The sequence below is a fragment of the Mycolicibacterium litorale genome, assembly GCF_010731695.1.
GTDB classification, from domain to species: domain Bacteria; phylum Actinomycetota; class Actinomycetes; order Mycobacteriales; family Mycobacteriaceae; genus Mycobacterium; species Mycobacterium litorale.
In genome coordinates, this window is the sequence record NZ_AP022586.1 from 2,171,275 (window position 1) to 2,192,041 (window position 20,767).

General features: G+C 70.8%; 19 protein-coding genes. 9 read left to right on the forward strand and 10 right to left on the reverse strand.

Annotated elements, in window-relative coordinates; genetic code table 11:
• Both G6N30_RS10160 and hemE read right to left on the reverse strand, forming a co-directional pair.
• A complete protein-coding gene (locus tag G6N30_RS10160) occupies positions 1-1,365 on the reverse strand; it encodes a protoporphyrinogen oxidase (protein ID WP_134052402.1) in 1,365 nt (454 codons plus the stop codon).
• On the reverse strand, positions 1,362-2,426 hold the full coding sequence (gene hemE, locus G6N30_RS10165) for a uroporphyrinogen decarboxylase (RefSeq protein ID WP_134055131.1): 1,065 nt from the start codon (positions 2,424-2,426) through the stop codon (positions 1,362-1,364). The genes G6N30_RS10160 and hemE overlap by 4 nt, the downstream gene beginning before the upstream one ends.
• A gap of 182 nt (positions 2,427-2,608) precedes the next feature.
• On the opposite strand from hemE, the gene G6N30_RS10170 reads away from it, so the two are divergent.
• From G6N30_RS10170 to G6N30_RS10180, 3 genes are read left to right on the forward strand one after another with little or no spacing between them, the layout of a single operon-like run.
• Entirely contained in the window at positions 2,609-3,145 is a 537-nt protein-coding gene (locus G6N30_RS10170; protein WP_234880171.1) for a DUF3000 domain-containing protein, read from the forward strand.
• A 1-nt stretch (position 3,146) separates the two neighbouring features.
• Positions 3,147-4,415, forward strand: coding sequence for an HRDC domain-containing protein (locus G6N30_RS10175; protein WP_134052406.1), 1,269 nt, complete (start codon positions 3,147-3,149; stop codon positions 4,413-4,415).
• Positions 4,416-4,461: 46 nt separating this feature from the next.
• Positions 4,462-6,171: an alkaline phosphatase D family protein gene (locus G6N30_RS10180; RefSeq protein WP_134052408.1), complete on the forward strand. Its 1,710-nt coding sequence runs from the start codon at positions 4,462-4,464 to the stop codon at positions 6,169-6,171.
• On the opposite strand, the gene dxs is transcribed toward G6N30_RS10180, so the two are convergent.
• The 3 genes from dxs to G6N30_RS10195 form a co-directional block, all read right to left on the reverse strand.
• Complete coding sequence (gene dxs / locus G6N30_RS10185) at positions 6,152-8,065, reverse strand: 1-deoxy-D-xylulose-5-phosphate synthase (protein WP_134052410.1); 1,914 nt, start codon at positions 8,063-8,065, stop codon at positions 6,152-6,154. The two genes, G6N30_RS10180 and dxs, sit on opposite strands and share 20 nt — an antisense overlap.
• 28 nt (positions 8,066-8,093) lie before the next feature.
• Positions 8,094-9,419, reverse strand: coding sequence for a Na+/H+ antiporter NhaA (gene nhaA, locus G6N30_RS10190; RefSeq protein ID WP_134052412.1), 1,326 nt, complete (start codon positions 9,417-9,419; stop codon positions 8,094-8,096).
• A 79-nt stretch (positions 9,420-9,498) separates the two neighbouring features.
• Positions 9,499-10,635, reverse strand: a complete 1,137-nt coding sequence (locus G6N30_RS10195) for a CdaR family transcriptional regulator (RefSeq protein ID WP_163687500.1) — start codon at positions 10,633-10,635, stop codon at positions 9,499-9,501.
• A 137-nt stretch (positions 10,636-10,772) separates the two neighbouring features.
• On the opposite strand from G6N30_RS10195, the gene G6N30_RS10200 reads away from it, so the two are divergent.
• Genes G6N30_RS10200 through G6N30_RS10205 form a run of 3 tightly spaced genes read left to right on the forward strand, consistent with a single transcriptional unit; the run spans position 10,773 to position 13,614 of the window.
• Positions 10,773-12,197 (forward strand): sodium:solute symporter family protein, encoded by a 1,425-nt coding sequence (locus G6N30_RS10200; protein WP_134052416.1) that lies wholly within the window; start codon positions 10,773-10,775, stop codon positions 12,195-12,197.
• Complete coding sequence (locus tag G6N30_RS26910) at positions 12,194-12,355, forward strand: hypothetical protein (protein WP_166674580.1); 162 nt, start codon at positions 12,194-12,196, stop codon at positions 12,353-12,355. Before G6N30_RS10200 ends, G6N30_RS26910 begins: the two co-directional genes overlap by 4 nt.
• Entirely contained in the window at positions 12,352-13,614 is a 1,263-nt protein-coding gene (locus tag G6N30_RS10205) for a D-amino acid dehydrogenase (protein ID WP_134052418.1), read from the forward strand. The genes G6N30_RS26910 and G6N30_RS10205 overlap by 4 nt, the downstream gene beginning before the upstream one ends.
• 2 nt (positions 13,615-13,616) lie before the next feature.
• Here G6N30_RS10205 and G6N30_RS10210 read toward each other — a convergent pair whose 3' ends face one another.
• The 3 genes from G6N30_RS10210 to G6N30_RS10220 are packed head-to-tail and all read right to left on the reverse strand — an operon-like array spanning position 13,617 to position 17,385.
• Positions 13,617-14,171, reverse strand: coding sequence for a hypothetical protein (locus tag G6N30_RS10210; protein WP_134052420.1), 555 nt, complete (start codon positions 14,169-14,171; stop codon positions 13,617-13,619).
• The gene (locus G6N30_RS10215; RefSeq protein WP_134052422.1) at positions 14,168-15,382 is read right to left on the reverse strand and encodes a class I SAM-dependent RNA methyltransferase; all 1,215 of its coding nucleotides are present in this window, start codon (positions 15,380-15,382) and stop codon (positions 14,168-14,170) included. Before G6N30_RS10215 ends, G6N30_RS10210 begins: the two co-directional genes overlap by 4 nt.
• Entirely contained in the window at positions 15,379-17,385 is a 2,007-nt protein-coding gene (locus G6N30_RS10220) for an APC family permease (protein WP_197906168.1), read from the reverse strand. The genes G6N30_RS10215 and G6N30_RS10220 overlap by 4 nt, the downstream gene beginning before the upstream one ends.
• 89 nt (positions 17,386-17,474) lie before the next feature.
• Here G6N30_RS10220 and G6N30_RS10225 point away from each other — a divergent pair, with 89 nt between their 5' ends.
• On the forward strand, positions 17,475-18,143 hold the full coding sequence (locus tag G6N30_RS10225) for a potassium channel family protein (RefSeq protein ID WP_134052426.1): 669 nt from the start codon (positions 17,475-17,477) through the stop codon (positions 18,141-18,143).
• Entirely contained in the window at positions 18,140-18,808 is a 669-nt protein-coding gene (locus G6N30_RS10230) for a potassium channel family protein (protein ID WP_134052428.1), read from the forward strand. Before G6N30_RS10225 ends, G6N30_RS10230 begins: the two co-directional genes overlap by 4 nt.
• A gap of 3 nt (positions 18,809-18,811) precedes the next feature.
• Here the strand turns inward: G6N30_RS10230 and G6N30_RS10235 are convergent, their stop codons facing one another.
• Positions 18,812-19,426: a DUF3159 domain-containing protein gene (locus G6N30_RS10235; protein WP_234880172.1), complete on the reverse strand. Its 615-nt coding sequence runs from the start codon at positions 19,424-19,426 to the stop codon at positions 18,812-18,814.
• A gap of 98 nt (positions 19,427-19,524) precedes the next feature.
• Complete coding sequence (locus G6N30_RS10240; protein WP_134052432.1) at positions 19,525-19,896, reverse strand: OB-fold nucleic acid binding domain-containing protein; 372 nt, start codon at positions 19,894-19,896, stop codon at positions 19,525-19,527.
• Between the two features lie 148 nt (positions 19,897-20,044).
• Here G6N30_RS10240 and G6N30_RS10245 point away from each other — a divergent pair, with 148 nt between their 5' ends.
• Positions 20,045-20,758 carry a thioesterase domain-containing protein gene (locus G6N30_RS10245; RefSeq protein WP_134052434.1) on the forward strand — a complete coding sequence of 238 codons (714 nt, stop codon included), beginning with the start codon at positions 20,045-20,047 and terminating at the stop codon, positions 20,756-20,758.
• Positions 20,759-20,767 lie beyond the last annotated feature (9 nt).

The following is a 20,767-nucleotide window of genomic DNA, read 5'->3' on the forward strand; positions in this document are numbered from 1 at the left end:
CTATCGTGCCACGCCGGCCGTGGCCAGCGCGGCCACCGCCCTGGTGGCCGACGCCACGCACGCGGGCACCCCGATGCCGTCCAGATAGCCACCGGCGACGGCCACCTCGCGCGGCAGCCCGGCCCGCACGTCGGCGACCAGGTCGGCGTGGCCGGGCCCGTACTGCGGCATCGCGTCGATCCACCGGTGCACGTGGCTGTCGACGGGCTCGGCGTCGATGCCGAAGACGGTCGCCAGATCGGCGGCGGCCCACGACAGCAGGTCCTCGTCTCCCGCGCTGCGGGCAAGATCGTCACCGAAGCGGCCGTAGGACAGCCGCACGAGTTCGACGTTGCCGCGCTGGCCCCACTTGCGCGACGACAGCGTGATCGCCTTGGCGCGCAGACGTCGCTGCGGGTCGTCGGTGGCGACCAGCACGCCGGACTGCTGGGGCAGGGGTGTGCCGCCCGGCAGCGCCAAGGCGACCACCGCCGCCGAGGCCACCGCAATGCGCCGCGCGGCCGCCGCCGTGCGCGGGGCGATGTGCTCGACCAGCCCCGGCAGCCGCGGTGCGGGCACCGCCAGCACCACGGCGTCGGCCGGCCAGCGGTTGCCCTCGTCGTCGAGCAGTTCCACACCGCGGCCCGTCCGGTCGACCCGCTGCACGGCGACCTGCGCCCAGTGCAGTCCGGCCTGGCGGCGCAGCGCATCGAGCAGCACGGTGTATCCGCCGTCGACCGCGCCGAAGACCGATCCCGGCGCCGGTGGCGGCAGCGCGTCGCGCACCGCTTCAGTGAGGTTGCGGGCACCGCAGTCCAGCGCGGCGGCCAGCGTCGGGGCGGCCGCGCGCAACCCGATCGAGGCGGCCGACCCGGCGTAGACGCCGCCAAGCAGGGGATCGACCGACCGGGCTACGACCTGCTCGCCGAACCGGTCGGCGACCAGGTCGCCCACGCTGGGGTCGGCGCCGGGCCGCCAGCGCAGCGGCCGCATGGGTTCGTCGGTGATGCGCGCGATGGTCGCATCGTCGACCAGTCCCGCCATCGTCACCGCACCGGACGGGATGCCCTGCAGGGTGTGCTGGGGCATCGGGTGCAGCCGGGACTGGCTGTAGATGAGCGGTCGGGCACCGGTGGTGCCGATCTGGCGGCCGCCGAGACCGAGTTCGGCCAGCAGCGCCGGCACCTCGGGCCGCCGCGCCACGAACGCCTCGGCGCCGACGTCGAGCCACTGTCCGCCCACCCGTTCGGTGCGCAGCACCCCGCCGAGCCGGTCCGCCGGGTCCAGCACGGTGATCTCCGCGTCCGGTCCGGCGGTCACCCGCAGCCGGTAGGCCGCGACCAGCCCCGAGATACCGCCGCCGACGACGCAGAACCTCGCGCTCACAACGAATGCACCAACTCCACGGTGGCCGTCACGATCTGCGGGTCGGTGGCGGGCAGCACACCGTGCCCGAGGTTGAACACATGCCCCGCCGCCCCGGCGTCGACCGCGCGTCTGCCGTCCTCGACCACCGCCCGCACGGCCGGTTCGACCACCGGCCACCCGGCCAGCAGCACGACCGGATCGAGGTTGCCCTGCAGCGCGCTGCCGCGCTCGACCCGGCCGGCCGCGTCGGTCAGCGAGGTGCGCCAGTCCACACCCACCACGCCGGGCGCCCCCGACGCGGCGATCGCTTCGGACATGGCGCCGAGCAACTCCGCGGTGCCCACCCCGAAGTGGGTCATCGGCACACCGGCCGGCGCCAGCGCCTGGAACACCCGGGTGCTGTGCGGCAGCACGTAGCGGCGGTAGTCGGCCAGCGAGAGCGTGCCCGCCCACGAATCGAACACCTGCAGCGCGTCGACCCCCGCGTCCACCTGGGCCTGCAGAAACGCGATCGTGACGTCGGTGAGCGCCGACATGAGTGCGTGCCAGACGTCGGGCGCACCGAGCATCATTGCCTTGGTGTGCTCGTGGTGCTTGCTCGGACCGCCTTCGACCAGATAGGACGCGAGTGTGAAGGGCGCACCGGCGAAGCCGATCAGCGGGACCTCGCCGAGCGCCGAGGTCAGCATCGACACCGCCTGCTCGACGGGCTGGACGGTCTCCCGCTCGAGCGGTCTGATCGCGGCCACGTCGGCGGCGGTGCGCACCGGATGCTCGATCACCGGACCCACGTCGGGCACGATGTCGAGCGCGATACCGGACGCCCGCAGCGGTACCACGATGTCGGAGAACAAGATCGCCGCGTCCACCCCGTGCCTGCGCACCGGCTGCAGGGTGATCTCGGTGATCAGCTCGGCGTCGAAGCAGGCCTGCATCATGGTGTTACGCGCCCGCAGCGCCCGGTACTCGGGCAGCGACCGCCCCGCCTGGCGCATGAACCACACCGGCACCCGGGCGGGTTTGTGACCGCGGGCGGCGGCGAGATAGGGCGAGTCGGGCAGTTCACGGCGGGTGTTCATCGCCATCAATGCTGCCACGGCCCGCACCGTCGCCCGCGAACGCCGCCGACGGCCGCCGCGGGGCCCCCGGGTCACCATCGTGCGTCGGTTCGGCGCGCCTGCGTGGCCCAGCGGCCGAATGGTCTAGCGTCACCGGCGTGACCACCGCCGAACCGGCTCAGTTCCGTGCTGCGGTGGCGGCGATGAATGCCACCACCGTACGGCCGGAGATCGAGCTCGGCCCGATACGCCCACCGCAGCGGCTGGCGCCCTACAGCTACGCCCTGGGCGCCGAGATCCGGCATCCCGAGACCGCGATCGTCCCCGAACGCTCCGAAGGCGACGCCTTCGGGCGGCTGATCCTGCTCCACGACCCGGAGGGCGCCGAGGCGTGGGACGGCACCATGCGGCTGGTGGCGTTCATCCAGGCCGACCTCGACTCCACCGAGGCCGTCGACCCCCTGCTGCCTGAGGTGGCGTGGAGCTGGCTGGTCGAGGCGCTGGAGTCCAAGGCCGATCAGGTGACCGCACTGGGCGGCACGGTCACCGCCACCACCTCGGTGCGCTACGGCGACATCTCCGGCCCGCCGCGTGCGCACCAGCTGGAGCTGCGCGCGTCCTGGACCGCCGTCACACTCGAGCTCGGGCCCCACGTGGAGGCGTTCTGCGAGGTGCTCGAACACGCCGCCGGCCTGCCCCCGACCGGGGTGACCGACCTCAGTTCCCGCACCCGCGCGTGAGATGAGCGAGACCCCCCAGACAGACCCCGAGGGACAGGACGCCGGCGCCGAACCGGCGGCGATCCCGCTGCTCACTCCCGCCGACGGGGTGCCCGACCTCGCGGTGACCACCGACGAGATCCTCGCGGCGGCCGAACTGCTCGCCACCGGGCACGGCCCGTTCGCGATCGACGCCGAGCGCGCGTCGGGTTTCCGGTACTCCAACCGGGCCTACCTGGTGCAGATCCGGCGGGAAGGCGCCGGCACGGTGCTGATCGACCCGGTCAACCACGGCGAGGACCCCACGATGGTGATGGCCCCGCTGGCCGACGTGCTCGACACCGAGGAGTGGGTGCTGCACGCCGCCGACCAGGACCTGCCGTGTCTGGCGGAACTCGGCATGCGCCCGCCGAAGCTGTACGACACCGAACTCGCGGGCCGGCTGGCCGGCTTCGCGCGGGTGAATCTGGCGACGATGGTCTCCGAACTGCTCGGCCTGCAGTTGATGAAGGGCCACGGCGCCGCCGACTGGTCGAAACGCCCGCTGCCCGCCGACTGGCTCAACTACGCCGCACTCGATGTCGAGGTGCTGCTCGAGTTGCGCGACGCGGTCGCCGCAGTGCTCGACGACCAGGGCAAAACCGACTGGGCCGCACAGGAATTCGAGCACCTGCGGACCTACGAGGCGGCGCCGACCCGACGCGACCGGTGGCGCCGCACCTCCGGCATCCACAAGGTGCGTGATCCGCGGGCGCTGGCCGCGGTGCGCGAACTGTGGACCACGCGTGATCACATCGCCCGCAGGCGCGACATCGCACCCGGCCGCATCCTGCCCGACGCCGCCATCATCAACGCCGCCACCGCCGATCCCGACACCGTCGAGAAACTGACCGCGCTTCCGGTGTTCGGCGGCACCCGGCAGCGGCGCAGTGCCCAGGTGTGGCTGGACGCGCTCGACCGCGCACGCCACAACCCGGACCCGCCTGATTCGGCCGAACCGACGAACGGCCCGCCGCCCCCGTCGCGGTGGGCGCGACGCAAACCCGAGGCGGCCGCGCGGCTGGAAGCCGCCCGCGCGGGCCTGTCCGCGCTGGCGGAGCGGGTGGCGGTGCCCTCGGAGAACCTCGTCACGCCCGAGGTGGTGCGACGGCTGTGCTGGGACTGGCAGCCCGCCCCCGACATCGCCGCGGCGGTCGAGGACTTCCTCGTCGCGGCCGGGGTGCGTCCGTGGCAGCGCGACCTGGTGGTGCCGGTGCTGACCGCGGCGCTCGCCCCGTCCTCCACCGAGTGACCCGGGTCGCGGTTTGAGTAATTGACGAACCGGGAACCGCGGAGGGGTGAGTACCCCGGTCACACCCAACCACTCCCCCGACGAGTCGACGAGCCTGCTCCTCGGACCCACACTGCGACACGTCGGCGAGACCACCGCGGTGGTCTGGGTGCAGACCGACCGTCCCGCCGAGGTGACCGTACTCGGTTGCACGGCAAAGACTTTTCAGGTTCAAGAACACCACTACGCGTTGGTCACCGTCACCGGCCTCGACCCGGATTCGACGACCGAGTACCAGGTGCACATCGACGGTGAACTGGTGTGGCCGCTGCCCGGGAGCCCGTTTCCGCCCAGCGTGATTCGCACTCGCGGGCCGCTCAACGCCGAACGGTTGCGAGCGGTGTTCGGCTCGTGCCGCTACCCCAAGACCGGCGTCGAGGAGGTCGACGACAAGCTCGGCGCCGACGCGCTGGACCGCTACGCCGACCGCATGGCCCGGCTCCCGGTCAGCATGTGGCCGGATCTCCTCATCCTGCTCGGCGATCAGGTCTACGCCGACGAATTGACCCCGGAGGCCCGCAGGCACCTGACGGGCCGGCGCCGCCGTCGCGCCAAGCACGGGCAGCGTCCACCGGACGAGGTGGTCAGCTTCGGCGAGTACGAGGGCCTCTACCGGCACTCGTGGTCGGACCCCGAGATCCGCTGGGTGATGTCGACGGTGCCGACCGCGATGATCTTCGACGACCACGACATCCGCGACGACTGGAACACCTCGGCCGCCTGGCGCGCCGAAATGGACGGCCAACCGTGGTGGCGTGACCGCATCCGCGCGGGGCTGGCGTCGTACTGGGTCTACCAGCACATCGGCAACCTCAGCCCCGAGGAGCTGGCCGCCGACGAGGACTACCGGCGGATGCGCAGTGTCGACGGCGACGTGTGGCCGGTACTCGTGGAGATGGCCGACCGCGCCGACGCCGAGGTGGACGCCAACAAGGGCGTGCGGTTCAGCTACCGGTGGGATTTCGGGCGCAACCGCTTCATCATGATGGACACGCGGAACGGCCGGATCCTCGAATCGGGCGAGCGCATGATGATCGGCGAACGCGAATTCGCCTGGCTCGAGGCGCAAACCGCCGACGGGATCGACGACGTGGACCACCTGGTCCTGGGATCCTCGGTGCCGTGGCTGATGCCGCCGGTGTTGTCGGATCTGCAGACCGTCAACGAGATCTCCGCCGACCGTCCGGGATGGCGCGGGGTGCCCGCCGAGAAACTGCGCCAGGCCGCAGATCTCGAGCACTGGCCGGCATTCATCAAGTCGTTCCTGCGGCTGACCACGATGATCCGCCGGGCCGCAACTCATCCCGACGGCCCGGCGACCGTCACGGTGCTCTCCGGCGACGTGCACCACAGCTACGCCGCGAAAGCGGCCCTCGACGGCGTGGACGGCGAGGCCGCCACCGTGCACCAACTGGTGTGCTCACCGGTGCACAACTATGTGCCGTCCTACGTCAAACCGGCGTTCAAGCTCGGCTGGTCGCGACGGTTGGCGCCGGTCCTGCGGCGCTGGGCACGACGCCACGGATCCCCCGAGCTGACCGTCAGCTGGACGAACACGGCCGGGCCGGTTTTCGGCAACACCATTGCGACGCTGCTACTTTCGGGCCGCGACGCCGAGGTGCTGTTCGAACAGCCCGACGCCTCGACCGAACTGCGCGAGGTGGCCCGCATTCCGCTCGGCGGCCGCAGGCCTACGGTCAGTCCAGTCGCTCGCTGACCTCGTCGTCGGCCGGCGTGGCGCCGAGTGCGGCCACCCAGCCGGTGATCTGGCGGGCGATGTTGCGGTCGGTCAGGCCGACGTCGGCGAGCACCTCACCACGCGAGGCGTGGTCGAAGAACCGCTGCGGCAGGCCCAGATCGCGGCACGGCACGTCGACCTCGGCGTGCCGTAGCGTGGCCGAGACGGCCGATCCGATGCCGCCGTGCAGACCGTTGTCCTCGACGGTGACCACCAGCTTGTGGGCGGCGGCCAACTCGGTGAGCCCCGCGGGCACCGGCAGCACCCAGCGCGGGTCGACGACGGTGACACCGATGCCCTGCTTGCGCAGGCGTTCGGCGACGGTCAGCGCCATCGACGCGAACGGTCCGACCGCCACGAGCAGCACGTCGTCGGACAGACCCTCGGCGGGCTCGGCGAGCACGTCGACGCCGCGGCGCCGGCGCAACGCCGGAATGTCCTCGCCCACATCGCCTTTCGGGAAGCGGATGGCGGTGGGACCGTCGTTGACGTCGAGCGCCTCGCCGAGTTCCTCGCGCAGCCGGGCGCCGTCGCGGGGGGCCGCCACCCGCATACCGGGCACGACGCCCAGCACCGACAGATCCCACATGCCGTTGTGGCTGGCCCCGTCCGGACCGGTGACGCCGGACCGGTCGAGCACCAGAGTGACCGGCAGCTTGTGCAGTGCGACGTCCATCATCAGCTGATCGAACGCGCGGTTGAGGAACGTCGAGTAGATGGCGACCACCGGGTGCAGCCCACCCATCGCCAGACCCGCGGCCGACGTCATCGCATGCTGTTCGGCGATGCCGACGTCGAAGAAGCGGTCCGGGAACCGGTCACGGAAGGCGGACAACCCGGTCGGGCCGGGCATGGCCGCGGTGATCGCGACGACGTCGCGGCGCTTTGTGCCGTACGCGACGAGCTCCTCAGCGAACGCTGAGGTCCAGCCGGGAGCGGCGACCTTGGTGGCCAGCCCGGTGGCGACGTCGATGACGCCGCAGGCGTGCATCTGCTCGGCCTCGTCGTTCTCGGCCGGTGCGTAACCGTTGCCCTTACGGGTCACCACGTGCACGATCACCGGCGCGTTGAAGCCGCGGGCGTGCCGAAGCGCCGACTCGACGGCGTGCTCGTCGTGCCCGTCGATCGGGCCGACGTACTTCAGCCCGAGGTCGGTGAACATCACCTGCGGCGACAGCGCGTCCTTCAGGCCCGCCTTGACGCTGTGCATGCACTGGTAGCAGAACTCGCCGATCACCGGCAGACCGCGCACGGCTCTGCGCCCCTCGTCGAGCAGGCGTTCGTAGCCGGGCTGCAGGCGCAGGGCGGCAAGGTGGTCGGCGAACCCGCCGATGGTCGGCGCATAGCTGCGGCCGTTGTCGTTGACGACGATCACCACGGGCCTGCGCGCGGCCGCGATGTTGTTCAGCGCCTCCCAGCACATGCCACCGGTCAGGGCGCCGTCGCCGACGACGGCGACCACGTGGCGGTTGCGGTGCCCGGTCAGCTCGAACGCCTTGGCCAGCCCGTCGGCGTACGACAGGGCCGCGCTGGCGTGACTGGACTCCACCCAGTCGTGCTCGCTCTCGGCGCGCGACGGGTAACCCGACAGGCCGTCCTTCTTGCGCAGCGAGTCGAACTCGTGCGCGCGGCCGGTCAGCATCTTGTGTACGTACGCCTGATGGCCCGTGTCGAAGATCAGCGGATCGTGCGGCGAGTCGAAGACCCGGTGCAGCGCAAGCGTCAACTCGACGACGCCGAGGTTCGGGCCCAGATGCCCTCCGGTGGCAGCAACCTTGTGGATCAGGAACTCGCGGATCTCACCCGCCAGTTCTGACAACTGAGACTGTGAAAGGTGCTGCAGATCGGCGGGACCGCGGATCTGTTCAAGCATTCCGTCAGTCTACGCACGACCTCAGGGCTCAGTCGCGCCGAGACTGGTACACATCGGGCACTCCGTCGTGGTCCGTATCGGCGGTCTCCTGCAGGTGAATCGCCCGGTAGTGGCGGTTGCGGACCCTCAGGAGGACCGCGGCGAGCAACGCCGCGACCACGGACCCGGTGAGCACTCCCACCTTCACGAAATCGTCACGATCTGAGCCGAGACCGTAGGCGAGGTCGCCGATGAGCAGCGACACCGTGAAGCCGATGCCGGCCAGCATCGCCACGCCGAACACGTCGATCCATCGCAGCGCGCTGTCCAGGTTCGCGCGTGTCACCGAGGCCAGCACCCGGGTGGTCAGGTAGATCCCGATGGGTTTTCCGACCACCAGGCCGAACACGATGCCGAGCGTGATGGGGTCGGACATGGCGCGGGTGAAACCGTCGAGCCCGCCGATCGCCACCCCGGCGGCGAAGAACGCGAACGCCGGCACGGCCACACCGGCCGAGATCGGGCGCAGCCGGTGTTCGAAGTGTTCGGCCAGGCCGGGCCCCGCCTCCGGTCCCCCTGCGGCGGCGCTGCGCAGCACGGGCACGGTGAAGCCGAGCAGCACACCGGCGACGGTGGCGTGCACGCCCGATTCGTGGACCAGCACCCAGGTGGCGAAGCCGAGCGGGATCAGCAGCCACCACGAGCGGAGCCGGCGCTGCACGCAGATCCCGAACAGCACGAGCGGGATGACCGCCAGTCCGAGCGCCGTGAAATCGATCCCGTCGGTGTAGAACACCGCGATGACGGTCACCGCGAGCAGATCGTCGACGACGGCCAACGTGAGCAGGAATGTCCGCAGCGCGGTGGGCAGGTGGGTGGACAGGACCGCGAGGACGGCGACGGCGAACGCGATGTCGGTCGCCGTTGGGATGGCCCACCCCTTGACCGCACCGTCACCGACGCCGGCCGTGAACGCGACGAAGATCAGCGCGGGCACCACCATCCCGCCGACCGCGGCGGCGATCGGCAGCGCGGCGCGGGCGGGATCGCGCAGATCGCCCGCGACGAACTCGCGCTTGAGTTCCAGGCCCACCACGAAGAAGAAGATCGCCAGCATGCCGTCGGCCACCCAGGTGCCCACGGTCAGGTCCAGGTGCAGTCCGAACGGCTCACCGCCGATGTGCAGATCGCGCAGCGAGAAGTAGGCGGCCGACCACGGTGAGTTCGCCCAGAGCAGGGCGACCGTCGCGGCCACCAGGAGGATGGCGCCGCCGACGGTCTCGCGGCGCAGGATCTCGGCGATGCGGCGGGACTCCGCCCAGGACCCCCGTTCCAGCAGGGCGTACCGGGCGCGGCGGAAGGGGGTGGGTGTCAACGGAGTCCTCGGCGATCGGTCGGGCGTTGGGCACGGGGTGGGCCACCCCGGCCGACCAGACTTCCCGGCACTCCGGTGCTCAGCCTAGCCGGTCGAGCACGCACGTCACGTACACCGCGACCGCCAGCCCCGGCTCGCTCAGCGTGCGGTCCAGGGTGCGGCCCACCTTGTCCAGGCGGTAGATCAGCGTGTTGCGATGCACGTGGAGCCGTTCGGCGGCCCTCGTGACGTTGAACGCGCAGTCCCCCCATGCGATCAGCGTGTCGCGCAGCACGGCCCAGTCGCGGTCGGCGAGCAGCGGTCCGAGCAGTCCCTCGGTGAGCCGAAGCCGCGAGTCGATCGGAACGACCGACAGCGCCTGGTGGAGCCGCACCTCGTCGATCCGGTGGATCCGCTGGTCCGGCTGCGCGCTCGGGCCCACGTGCATCGCGTCGTAGGCGTCGCGTGCGGAGATGTTGAGCGCCGCGATGCCCGCCGCCGGCGACCCGATCGCCGCCCGCAGCGGCATCCCACTGTCCGCGGCGACGGTGACGAGTTCGGCGCACCGGTCGTGCAGCGGCCGCATCGAGGAGTCGTCGGGTGTGGCGACCGCGACCACGGTCCGCGACAGTGGCGCGATCAGGTCGCGGTCGGAATCGAACACCCGCACCGCGACGCGGCTGATGTCCTCGGAGCCGATCTCCCGCGGCCCGGCCTCCCGGTCGTCCCACTGGATCAGCACGATGCGGCGCGGCAGCGTCAGATCGTGGCCCAGCGTGCGGCCGCGCTGCAACAACCGGGCGGTGGGGACGCGGGACTGGTGCCACTCGCAGATCTCGGCGAGCAGTTCGGTGGTGGCCCGTTCGCGGGTCATCCGCAGGCCGATCCGCGCGGCCTCCTGCATCAGGATCTCGGTCTGCCGCTTGACCAGCAGTCCGAACTGCTCGACCTCGGCGGGCGGGCCGGACAGCCCGATGGTGCCCACCACCCGGTCGTCGGTCACCAGCGGAATCGTCACACCGGGCAGGGTCCCGACGAGATCGCGCACGTCCTCGGCGGAATGGGCGATGGTGCGTCTGCTGCGGATCACCTCGACCGACGCCTCGTGGAACTGCCCCACCCGGGACTCGTCGCCGCTGCCCAGCACGATTGCGCGCTCGTCGGTGATGAGCACGTTGCGGCCGATGACGTCGGTGATGTCGTCGGCGATCTGCTGCGCCAGCGCCTTCCCGAGCATGAGCACCTTTCGTTGGGCGTACCGCCCGATTACACCGCCGATTTCCGCAGAAGACTAGTCGGTTTGCCCAGTGACGGGCGTCACGCCCCGCTCATACGATGGGTCGGTCCTCGCACAGGACGTCGGAAGGACGCCCCATGACACCCCTCGACTGGGCCTTGCTCGCGGGTTATTTCGCGCTGCTGATCCTGATCGGCATCCAGACCATGCGCCGGGTGAAGAACCCGGACGACTTCGCCGTCGCGGGCAACCGGATCATCTGGCCGGTGTTCTTCGGCAGCCTCGCCGCGGCGTTCCTCGGCGGCGGCGCGTCGATCGGCATCGCGGGTGCCACGATGCGCGACGGCTACGTCTACATGTTCGCGTTCTGCGCGTTCGGGATCCAGACTCTGCTCGTGGGGTGGTTCATCGCCCCCCGGCTCAAGCACTACCGCGGCGCGCACACCGTCGGTGACGTGATGGCCGAGCACTACGGCAGGCCCACCCGGGTGGTGACCGGGGTGCTCTCGGTCGCGCTGTGCGCGGGCATCCTCGGCGCTCAGGCCCTGGCCATCGGCACGATCGTCAACGCCACCCTCGACGTGCCGACGGTGCCCGCGGTGATCATCGGCATGGGGATCGTGGTGCTGTACTCGGCCTTCGGCGGCGCCTGGGCGGTGATCCAGACCGACCTGCTGCAGTTCGTGTTCCTCGGCGTGTTCCTGCCGGTGGCGCTGCTGATCGGCCTGAACGCCGTGGGCGGTGCCGAGTCCCTGCTCGCCGGGGTGCCCGCCGACCACCTCTCGCTGCTGGGCGACTACTCCCCGTTGACCTTCGTGACCCTGTTCGTCGCGTTCCTGCTCGGGGAGACCCTGGTGCCCCCGTACGCGCAGCGCACGTTCTCCACCCCGGACTCCCGCCACGCCCGGATCGGTTTCACCATGGCCGGGGTCTTCTCGTTCTGCTTCTACTTCGTCTCCGCCTCGATCGGCCTGATCGCACTGGTGCTCTATCCCGACATCGAGACCGACCAGGCGTTGCCGACCGTGGTGATGAACCTCATGCCGATCGGCATCCTGGGGCTGGTCGTCGCCGCCCTGCTGGCGGTCGTGATGTCCACGGCCAGCTCGTATCTCAACTCGACCGCGGTGGTGCTGACCAAGGACGTGTACCAGCCGTTGCGCAAGACACCGGTCACGCCGGCGCGCCGACTGACCATCGAACGCGTCACCAGTGTCGTGGTCGGTGCGGCGGCGACCACTTTCGCGCTCAGCGTGCCCTCGATCGTCGACGCGCTGCTCTACAGCTACACACTGTGGGCGCCCACGATCATCGTGCCGCTCATCGGGGCGGTGCTGTTCGGGGTGCGCTCCGCCCCGGCCGCCCTGTCGGCGATCGGGGCGGGCGCGCTGGTCACCGCGGTCTGGCAGTGGGGCCTCGACGCGCCGTTCGGCCTCGCCGACGGGCTGATCCCCGGTGTGCTGGCCAACCTCGTGGTGTTCGTCGGCGTCGCCGCCGCCACCGCCGACCGCTACCCCCGGCGGCGCCAACCCGCGCTCGTCGCACAAGGAGAACCCGCATGATCGTCAACCTGCTCTACTACGGGGTGCCGTCGCTGGTCATCGCGGTCACCGGCTGGGTCGGGTTCCTCGGCTGGCGGTTCTACGTGCGAGAGGTGCTGCACGACAACAACACCGACAACGACACCGACAGCGACACCGTCACGGAGGGAACACCATGAAGATCGCCGTGATCGGCGCGGGCGTGGTCGGCGTCGCGACCGCGCATGCACTCGCCGAACGCGGACACGAGGTCACCGTCTACGACCGCCGCGCCGACATCGCCTCGGACGCGTCCGCGTCCACGGGCGGGCTCATCGCGCCCGGGCACTCCTACGCGTGGGCCTCGCCGAGCGCGCCGGCCATGCTGGTGCGCTCGCTCTTCGGCGCGGACACGTCGATCCGGGTGAGGCCACGCGCCGATGCCGCACTGATCAGGTGGGGGCTGCGATTCCTGCGCGAGTGCACGCCCGGCCGGTCGCAGGCCAACACGCTCGCGAAATTCGCTCTGGCCCAGTACAGCCAGCGCCTCACCGACGAGGTGGCCGCCCGCGAGGGCATCGAGTTCTGCCACACCGACCGCGGCGTGTTGTACCTCTACCGAGACGAGGCGGAACTGGTTGCCGCCGAACGCAAATCCGCCCTGCTCCGCGAGCACGGCCGGATGCAGAAGACGCTCGGACCCGAGGAGATCGTCGCGGTCGAACCCGCATTGGCGCACGGGCGCAACCGGTTCGCCGGGGCCATCCACGACACCACCGACGCCAGCGGCGACCCGCAGCGTTTCGCCGCCGGGCTCGCCGAGAGCTGCCGTCGGCTCGGCGTGCAGTTCCGACTGGGCACCGACATCACCGGGCTGGTCACCGACGGATCCCGGGTCACCCACATCAGCTGCCCGGACGGGGATGTCCGCGCCGAGGCGATCGTGGTCGCCGCCGGTGCGGCCAGCCCGCTGCTGACCCGCACGATGGGCATCTCGCTGCCCATCTATCCGGCGAAGGGCTACTCGGTCACCGCCCCGGTCAAGGATGCCGACCGGGCGCCGCGCCTCGGCGGTATCGACGAACGCACCCTGGTCGCGTGGTCGCCTTTCGGCGATCAGATCCGGATGTCGGCGACCGCCGAATTCGTCGGCTACGACCGAAGTTCCACCCCCGCCGACTACGCCGGCATCGTCGCCGCGGGCGACGAGCTGTTTCCCGGCGTCGTCGACTGGGACAGCGCCCACTACCGCACCGGGCTGCGGCCGATGACCCCTGACGGACCGCCGCTGATCGGCCTCGGCCGTCACGACAACCTGTACTACAACACCGGACACGGCCACATCGGCTGGACGATGGCGTGCGGGTCGGCGCGGATGCTGGCCGATCTGATGGAGGGCCGCCGCCCCGATCTCGACCCCACCCCGTACGCGCCCGTGGGGCGGCGGCGCCACCGCTGAGCTCAGGCCTCGGACAGGGTCCGATCGGACCACAGCGCCGCCGAGGCGTGGCCCAGCAGCAGCTTGGCGTAGAACACCGGCCCGAACCACAACGCGGCGCGCGACGGCCCCAGGCCGGCGTCGAGGAGCACCCCGGCCACCGTCAGGACTATCCCGAGTGGCCTGCGCGGCGCCGCCCGCCGGAGCACCCACGTCGCCGCCAGCAGATAGCCGTAATTCGCTGCGGCCCAACGCCATCGGCCGGGCCCACCGCCGTCGATCCAGGCCAGCACCAGCGGATGCACGTGAAGGGCCGCGAACCGCAGGTGGTCGGCGTCGGTCTGCCCGGGCCGTTCGTACCAGCGCGCGCAGGCCACGGTGTTGTTGGCCCACGCACCGCCCCACAGGTCGACGGCCGACACCACCAGCACAGCGCGCTCCGCCGGCCCGAGCCGGCCACCGGCGAGCCGGGGAGCCAGGTATCCCCCGAGTGCGGCCAGGCCCAGGATCGTGGCTGTGCCGGCGGGGGTGGTCTCCTCGCCGACGAACTCCAGCCACGCCTGCCGCAGGCGGCTCACCGGGTGAGCACCGCCACGCATTCGACGTGGTGGGTGAGCGGGAACGAGTCGAACACCCGCACCTCCTCCACCGTGTAGCCGGCGGACAGGTACAGCCCCACGTCGCGGGCGAACGAGGCTGCCTCGCAACCGATGTGGATGACCCTCGGCACACCGGCGGCGCTGATCAGGTCGATGATGTCGCGGCCGGCGCCCGCGCGCGGCGGATCGAGCACCGCCACGTCGGCCGCCTGGCGTTCGGCCGACAGCGCCCGGCGCACCGAATCGGTGACCACGGAGACCTGGCCGAGGTCGGCCAGCGCGGCGCGCGCCGAGCGGCCCGCCGCCCGTGAGGTGTCGACCGTCAGCACACGCCCGCCCTCGCCGACCTGGTCGGCCAGCGCCGCCGCGAAAACCCCTGCGCCGCCGTAGAGATCCCACGCCGTCTGCCCGGGTTGCAGGGCGGCCCAGTGCGCGACCAACTCGCTGTAGCGGCGCGCGGCGTCGCGGTGCGCCTGCCAGAACGCGGTGACCGGGACCCGCCACACCCGCCCAGCGATGCGTTGGGTGGCCTCGTAGTCGCCCGACACCACCGACGTCGGCGCGCCGCGGCCGGTGCGCGGGCCGCTCTGGACGATGTGTCGGGCCCCGTCGTCGTCGACAGCGACGTGCACGTGGGCGCCCGCGGGGAACCGCAGCGGGCCGACCTCGTCGAGCATGCCGGCGGGCAGCTGGGCACAGCGCAGATCGGTGACGAGATCCGCGCTGTGGTAGCGATGGAACCCGGCGACGCCGTCCTCGCCGGTGTCCAGCCGGACCCGGGTCCGCCATCCGGTGGCCGCGCCGTCTCCGATGGCCTCGGCGGTGGCCTCGTCCTCGTCGCGCCACTGGTACCCGCCCAGCCGGGCGAGCTGATTGGCCACCACGGCGCCCTTGAGTCCCCGGGCCCCGTCCGGGGTGACGAACGCCAGGTCGCAGCAGCCGGCCCCGTCGACGCCGGCGATCGGGCACAGCGAGGCGATGCGCTGCGGTGACGGGTCGAGTACCTCGATCACGTCGGCGTGCCAGTAGGAACCGCGGTCGGACTGGACGCGGACCCGGACCGTCTCCCCCGGCAGCGCATGCCGGACGAACACCACCCGCCCGTCGTGGCGTGCCACGCAGCTGCCGCCGTTGGCGGGTGGACCGGCCTGCAGCGTGAGTTCTGCCGGCGCCCCGTCGGATCCACTCACTCCAAGAACCCTCGTCGGGCGTCACCCGGCGCCGACTGCGGTTGCAGGGTCTTGAGCCGCTCCGAGGAGTTCAGCTGCCACGGCACCGACGTCACCATCACGTTCGGCATGAACAGCAGCCGGCCCTTGAGCCGCAGCGCACTCTGGTTGTGCAGCAGCTGTTCCCACCAGTGGCCGACGACGTACTCCGGGATGAACACGGTGACGACCGTGCGGGGGGACTCCTTGGTGACCCGCTTGACGTAGTCCAGGACCGGGCGGGTGATCTCGCGGTACGGCGAGGCGATCACCTTCAGGGGTACGGTGACGTCGCTGTCCTCCCACTGGTGCACCAGCGCACGGGTGTCGGCGTCGTCGACGCTGACGGTGATGGCCTCGAGCACGTCGGGCCGGGTGGCACGCGCGTAGGCCAGCGCCCGCAGCGTCGGCAGATGCAGCTTCGACACCAGCACCACCGCGTGGTTGCGGCTGGGCAGCACGATGTCCTCGCCCTCGGCGGCCTCCTGCTGTTCGAGTTCGCGCGACACGGCGTCGTAGTGCTTGCGGATCGACTTCATCAGCACGAACAGACCCGACATCGCCAGGATCGCGATCCACGCCCCGGCGACGAACTTCGTCACCACGACGATGACCAACACCGTTCCGGTACACGACAACCCGATGCCGTTGATCACCCGCGACCGCATCATCTTGCTGCGCACCATCGGATCGGTCTCGGTGCGCAGCAATCGGGTCCAGTGCCGCACCATGCCGATCTGGCTCAGCGTGAACGACACGAACACCCCGACGATGTAGAGCTGGATGAGCGCGGTGACCTGAGCCTGGAAGGCGACGACGAACGCGACCGCGGCGAACGCCAGAAACAGGATGCCGTTGGAGAAGGCCAGCCGGTCGCCGCGGGTGTGCAGCTGCCGGGGCAGGTAACGGTCCTGGGCGAGAATGGATGCCAGCACGGGGAAGCCGTTGAACGCGGTGTTGGCGGCGAGCACCAGGATGAGCGCGGTGACACCGGCGATGAGGTACAGCCCCACCGGGAAGTCGTGGAACACCGCGTCGGCGAGCTGGGCGATCAGCGTCTTCTGCTCGTATCCCGGGGGCGCCCCCACCAGCTGCTCGGCCGGACGTTCGGCGATCTTCACGCCGGTCTCCTTGGCCAGCATGATGATTCCCATGAACAGCGACACCGCGACCAGACCCAGCAGCAGGAGCGTGGTTGCGGCGTTGCGCGACTTGGGCTTGCGGAACGCCGGCACGCCGTTGCTGATGGCCTCCACCCCCGTCAGCGCCGCGCAGCCGGACGAGAAGGCGCGCGCGATCAGGAACACCATCGCGAACCCCAGCACGTCGCCGTGCTCGCTGTTGACCGTGAAGTCGGCGGACTCGGCGCGCAACGGCTCACCGAGGACGAAGATCTGGAACAGCCCCCAGCCGAGCATGATGTACATGCCGACCATGAACGCGTAGGTCGGGATCGCGAACGCGGTACCCGATTCGCGGATGCCGCGCAGGTTGATCGAGGCGAGCAGCACGATCGCGGCCACGGCGAAGAGCACCTTGTGCTGGCCGATGAACGGTACCGCCGAGCCGATGTTCGACATCGCCGACGACATCGACACCGCCACGGTCAGTACGTAGTCCACGAGCAGGGCGCTGGCCACCGTGAGCCCGGCGGTGCTGCCCAGGTTGGTGGTGACGACCTCGTAGTCACCGCCCCCGGAGGGATAGGCGTGGACGTTCTGCCGGTAGCTCGCGATCACGATGAGCATCACCCCGGCCACCGCGAGGCCGATCCAGGGCGTCATCGTGATCGCCGTCATACCGGCGATCGACAGGACGAGGAAGATCTCCTCCGGCGCGTACGCGACCGACGACAGCGCATCGGAGGCGAAAACCGGCAGCGCCACCCGCTTGGGGAGCAGCGTGTGCGACAGCCGGTCGCTGCGGAACGGCCGCCCGAGTACGAGCCGCCGCGCCGCGGTAGAAAGCTTGGACACGAGGTCCAAGGGTATGCCCAGTCACGGATGGCTGTAGCGTTCCGGTTGCGGAGATTCGCTACTGGCTTGGAGAGCGGCACAGCCGAAAGGAACCGCACGTGCGTGTAGTGGTGATGGGATGCGGCCGGGTGGGGGCGTCCCTGTCCGACAGCTTGTCGCGGATCGGCCATGATGTGGCGGTCATCGACCGGGACGCCACCGCCTTCCACCGGCTCAGCCCCGAGTTCGCGGGCGAGCGGGTGCTGGGCATGGGGTTCGACCGCGACGTGCTGTTGCGCGCCGGTATCGAGGAGGCGAGCGCGTTCGCCGCGGTGTCCTCGGGCGACAACTCGAACATCATCTCCGCGCGTGTCGCGCGCGAGACGTTCGGCGTGGAGCGCGTGGTGGCCCGCATCTACGACGCGAAACGCGCCGCGGTCTACGAACGCCTCGGCATCCCGACCGTGGCCACCGTGCCGTGGACCACCGACCGGCTGCTCAACGTGCTGACGCGGGAGACCGAGACCACCAAGTGGCGGGACCCGTCGGGCAACGTCGGCGTGGCCGAGCTTCCGCTGCACGAGGATTGGGCGGGCCACCGCGTCACCGAACTGGAGGGCGCGACCGGCGGCCGGGTGGCGTTCCTGATCCGCTTCGGCAGCGGTGTGCTGCCGGACGGCAAGACCGTGATCCAGGCCGGCGATCAGGTGTACATCGCGGCCGTGGCGGGTCACATCGCGGAGGCGATGGCGATCAGCGCGCTGCCACCGAGTGAGGACGACTCGTGAAAGTAGCCATCGCCGGGGCCGGTGCCGTCGGCCGATCGATCGCCCGGGAACTCCTCGAGAGCAACCACGACGTGACCCTGCTCGAACGCAACCCCGACCACGTCGACATCGACGCCATCCCCGCCGCGCACTGGCGACTCGGCGACGCCTGTGAGCTCTCGGTGCTCGAATCGGTGCACCTCGAGGAGTTCGACGTGGTGATCGGAGCCACCGGCGACGACAAGGTCAACGTGGTGGTCAGCCTGCTGGCCAAGACGGAGTTCGGGGTGGCGCGGGTGGTCGCCCGGGTCAACGACCCGCGCAACGAGTGGCTGTTCGACGAGAACTGGGGCGTCGACGTCGCGGTGTCGACGCCGCGCATGCTGGCGTCCCTGGTCGAGGAAGCCGTCGCCGTGGGTGATCTGGTGCGGCTCATGGAGTTTCGCAAGGGGCAGGCCAACCTCGTGGAGATCACGCTGCCCGACGACACCCCGTGGGGCGGTAAACCCGTCAAACGCCTCGACCTGCCGAGGGATTCGGCGCTCGTGACGATCCTGCGCGGTTCGCGGGTCATCGTCCCGGAGTCCGACGAACCGCTCGAGGGCGGCGACGAGCTGCTGTTCGTGGCCTCCGCCGAAGTCGAGGACGAGCTGAGCAACCTGCTGTTGCACCCCAAACCGCGCTGAGCGTCAGTCCGTCCGCGTATCGGCGGGAGTCTGCTCCTGCGGTGCCGCCACGGCGAGCAGGGCCCGCTGGGCGCTGCGGATGGCGAAGTAGGTGACCAGCGCGGCGACAGCGGTCAGCGGCCAGCCCATCGCGATGCGGGCGACGCCCAGCCATCCGGTCTGATCGGCGTCGTAGAGGTGCTGCTGCACGATGAACCGCGACAGGAACACCGCCACCCAGGTCAGCGTCGCGATGTCGAACGCCCGCACGGCGGTGCGCATTCGGCGCCAGTCGTCGTTGTGGCCGTTGATCCAGCCCCAGATGTAACCCACCACCGGACGCCGGATCAGCACCGACAGCGCGAACACCGAGGCCCAGATCAGCGACATCCAGATGCCGAGCAGGAAGTAGCCCTTGGACTCGCCGACCAGATAGGCGATGAGCGCGCTGATCCCGACGCCGATGAAGCCCGAGATCGCGGGCTGGACGGTGTCCCTGCGGATCAGCCGCCACAAAAGGATCAGCGCGGCGACACCGAGCGCCGCGCCGATGGCGGGCACCAGGCCCGCGACGGAGGAGACGGGGACGAACACCACGACAGGCAGCGACGAGTAGATCAGGCCGCTGACGCCGCCCATCTGCGCCAGGATCGCCTGCGCGCCGTTGGGCTTCGTGTCCTCGGCGGCGCCAGCCGGATCGGCGTGACCGGGTTCGACGTGATCGGGTTCGGCGCCGCTCACTTCTGGATTTCGTAGTGCGGGTTGTAGATCGCCTTCGTCCCGTTCTCGAGCTTGCCGACGCGGCCGTGCACCCGCAGCGTCCGCCCGGATTCGATGCCGGCGATGCGGCGCTGTCCGAGCCACACCAGCATCACCGAATCGGTGCCGTCGAAGAGTTCGGCGCGGACGCCGCCCGCGCAGCCCTTGGAGTTCGTCTCCACGCTGCGCAGGGTGCCCACCATCGTGACTTCCTGCCCGCGCTGACAGTCGATAGCCTTCTGCGCGCCGTTGTGGGCGGCTTCGTCGCTGAGCTCCTCGACATCGAGTTGCTGTGGGTCCTCCGTCAGACGCCGGGTGAGTCGACGCAGATACCCTTCGGCCGTGGCCATGGCCTCTCCTGACCTTTCGCAGATCCACCGTGGACCCGCCTTCAATCCAACGCCACGGTAGACCTGTTGGTTCCCTTATGCCATGCGGGGTTGACCACGCCGCGCCGATCTAACCGTGCTTGTTTGACGGGCGGTGCACGATCGTGTGATGGCGGTCGATCTACGCGGTGTGACGACGGTGCTGCTGCCCGGTACGGGCTCCGACGACGACTACGTGTACCGGGCGTTCGCGTCGGCTCTGCACGAGGTCGGGGCGGTGGTAGTCACGCCGCGGCCGCAACCGCAGCGACTGGTCGCGGGCTACCGCGACGCGCTCGACGAGGCCGCGGCGGCAGGGCCGGTCGCGGTCGGCGGGGTGTCGATCGGCGCGGCGGTCGCGGTCGAATGGGCGCTGGCGCATCCGGACGGCGCGATCGCCGTGCTCGCGGCGTTGCCTGCGTGGACCGGCTCACCGGTGACGGCGCCCGCGGCGATGACGGCGCGCCACTCCGCCGAGGTCCTGCGCCGCGACGGACTCGTCGCGGCGACGGCCCAGATGCGCGCGTCGAGCCCCCGCTGGCTGGGTGACGAGCTGACCCGCTCGTGGGTGGCGCAGTGGCCGGCGCTGCCCGACGCCATGGACGAGGCGGCCGGCTACACCGCGCCGACGTGCCCACAACTCGAGGCGCTGACCGCGCCGCTGGGGGTGGCCGCCGCGACCGACGATCCGGTGCATCCACTGGAGGTCGGGATGGAGTGGGTGTCCGCGGCGCCGCGCGCGGCGCTGCGCACCGTCACCCTCGACGACATGGGCGCCGACCCGGCCGTCCTCGGCGCGGCCTGCGTGGCGGCGCTGAACGAGGCCTCCGAGCGGACGCCGTAGCCCGCCGGT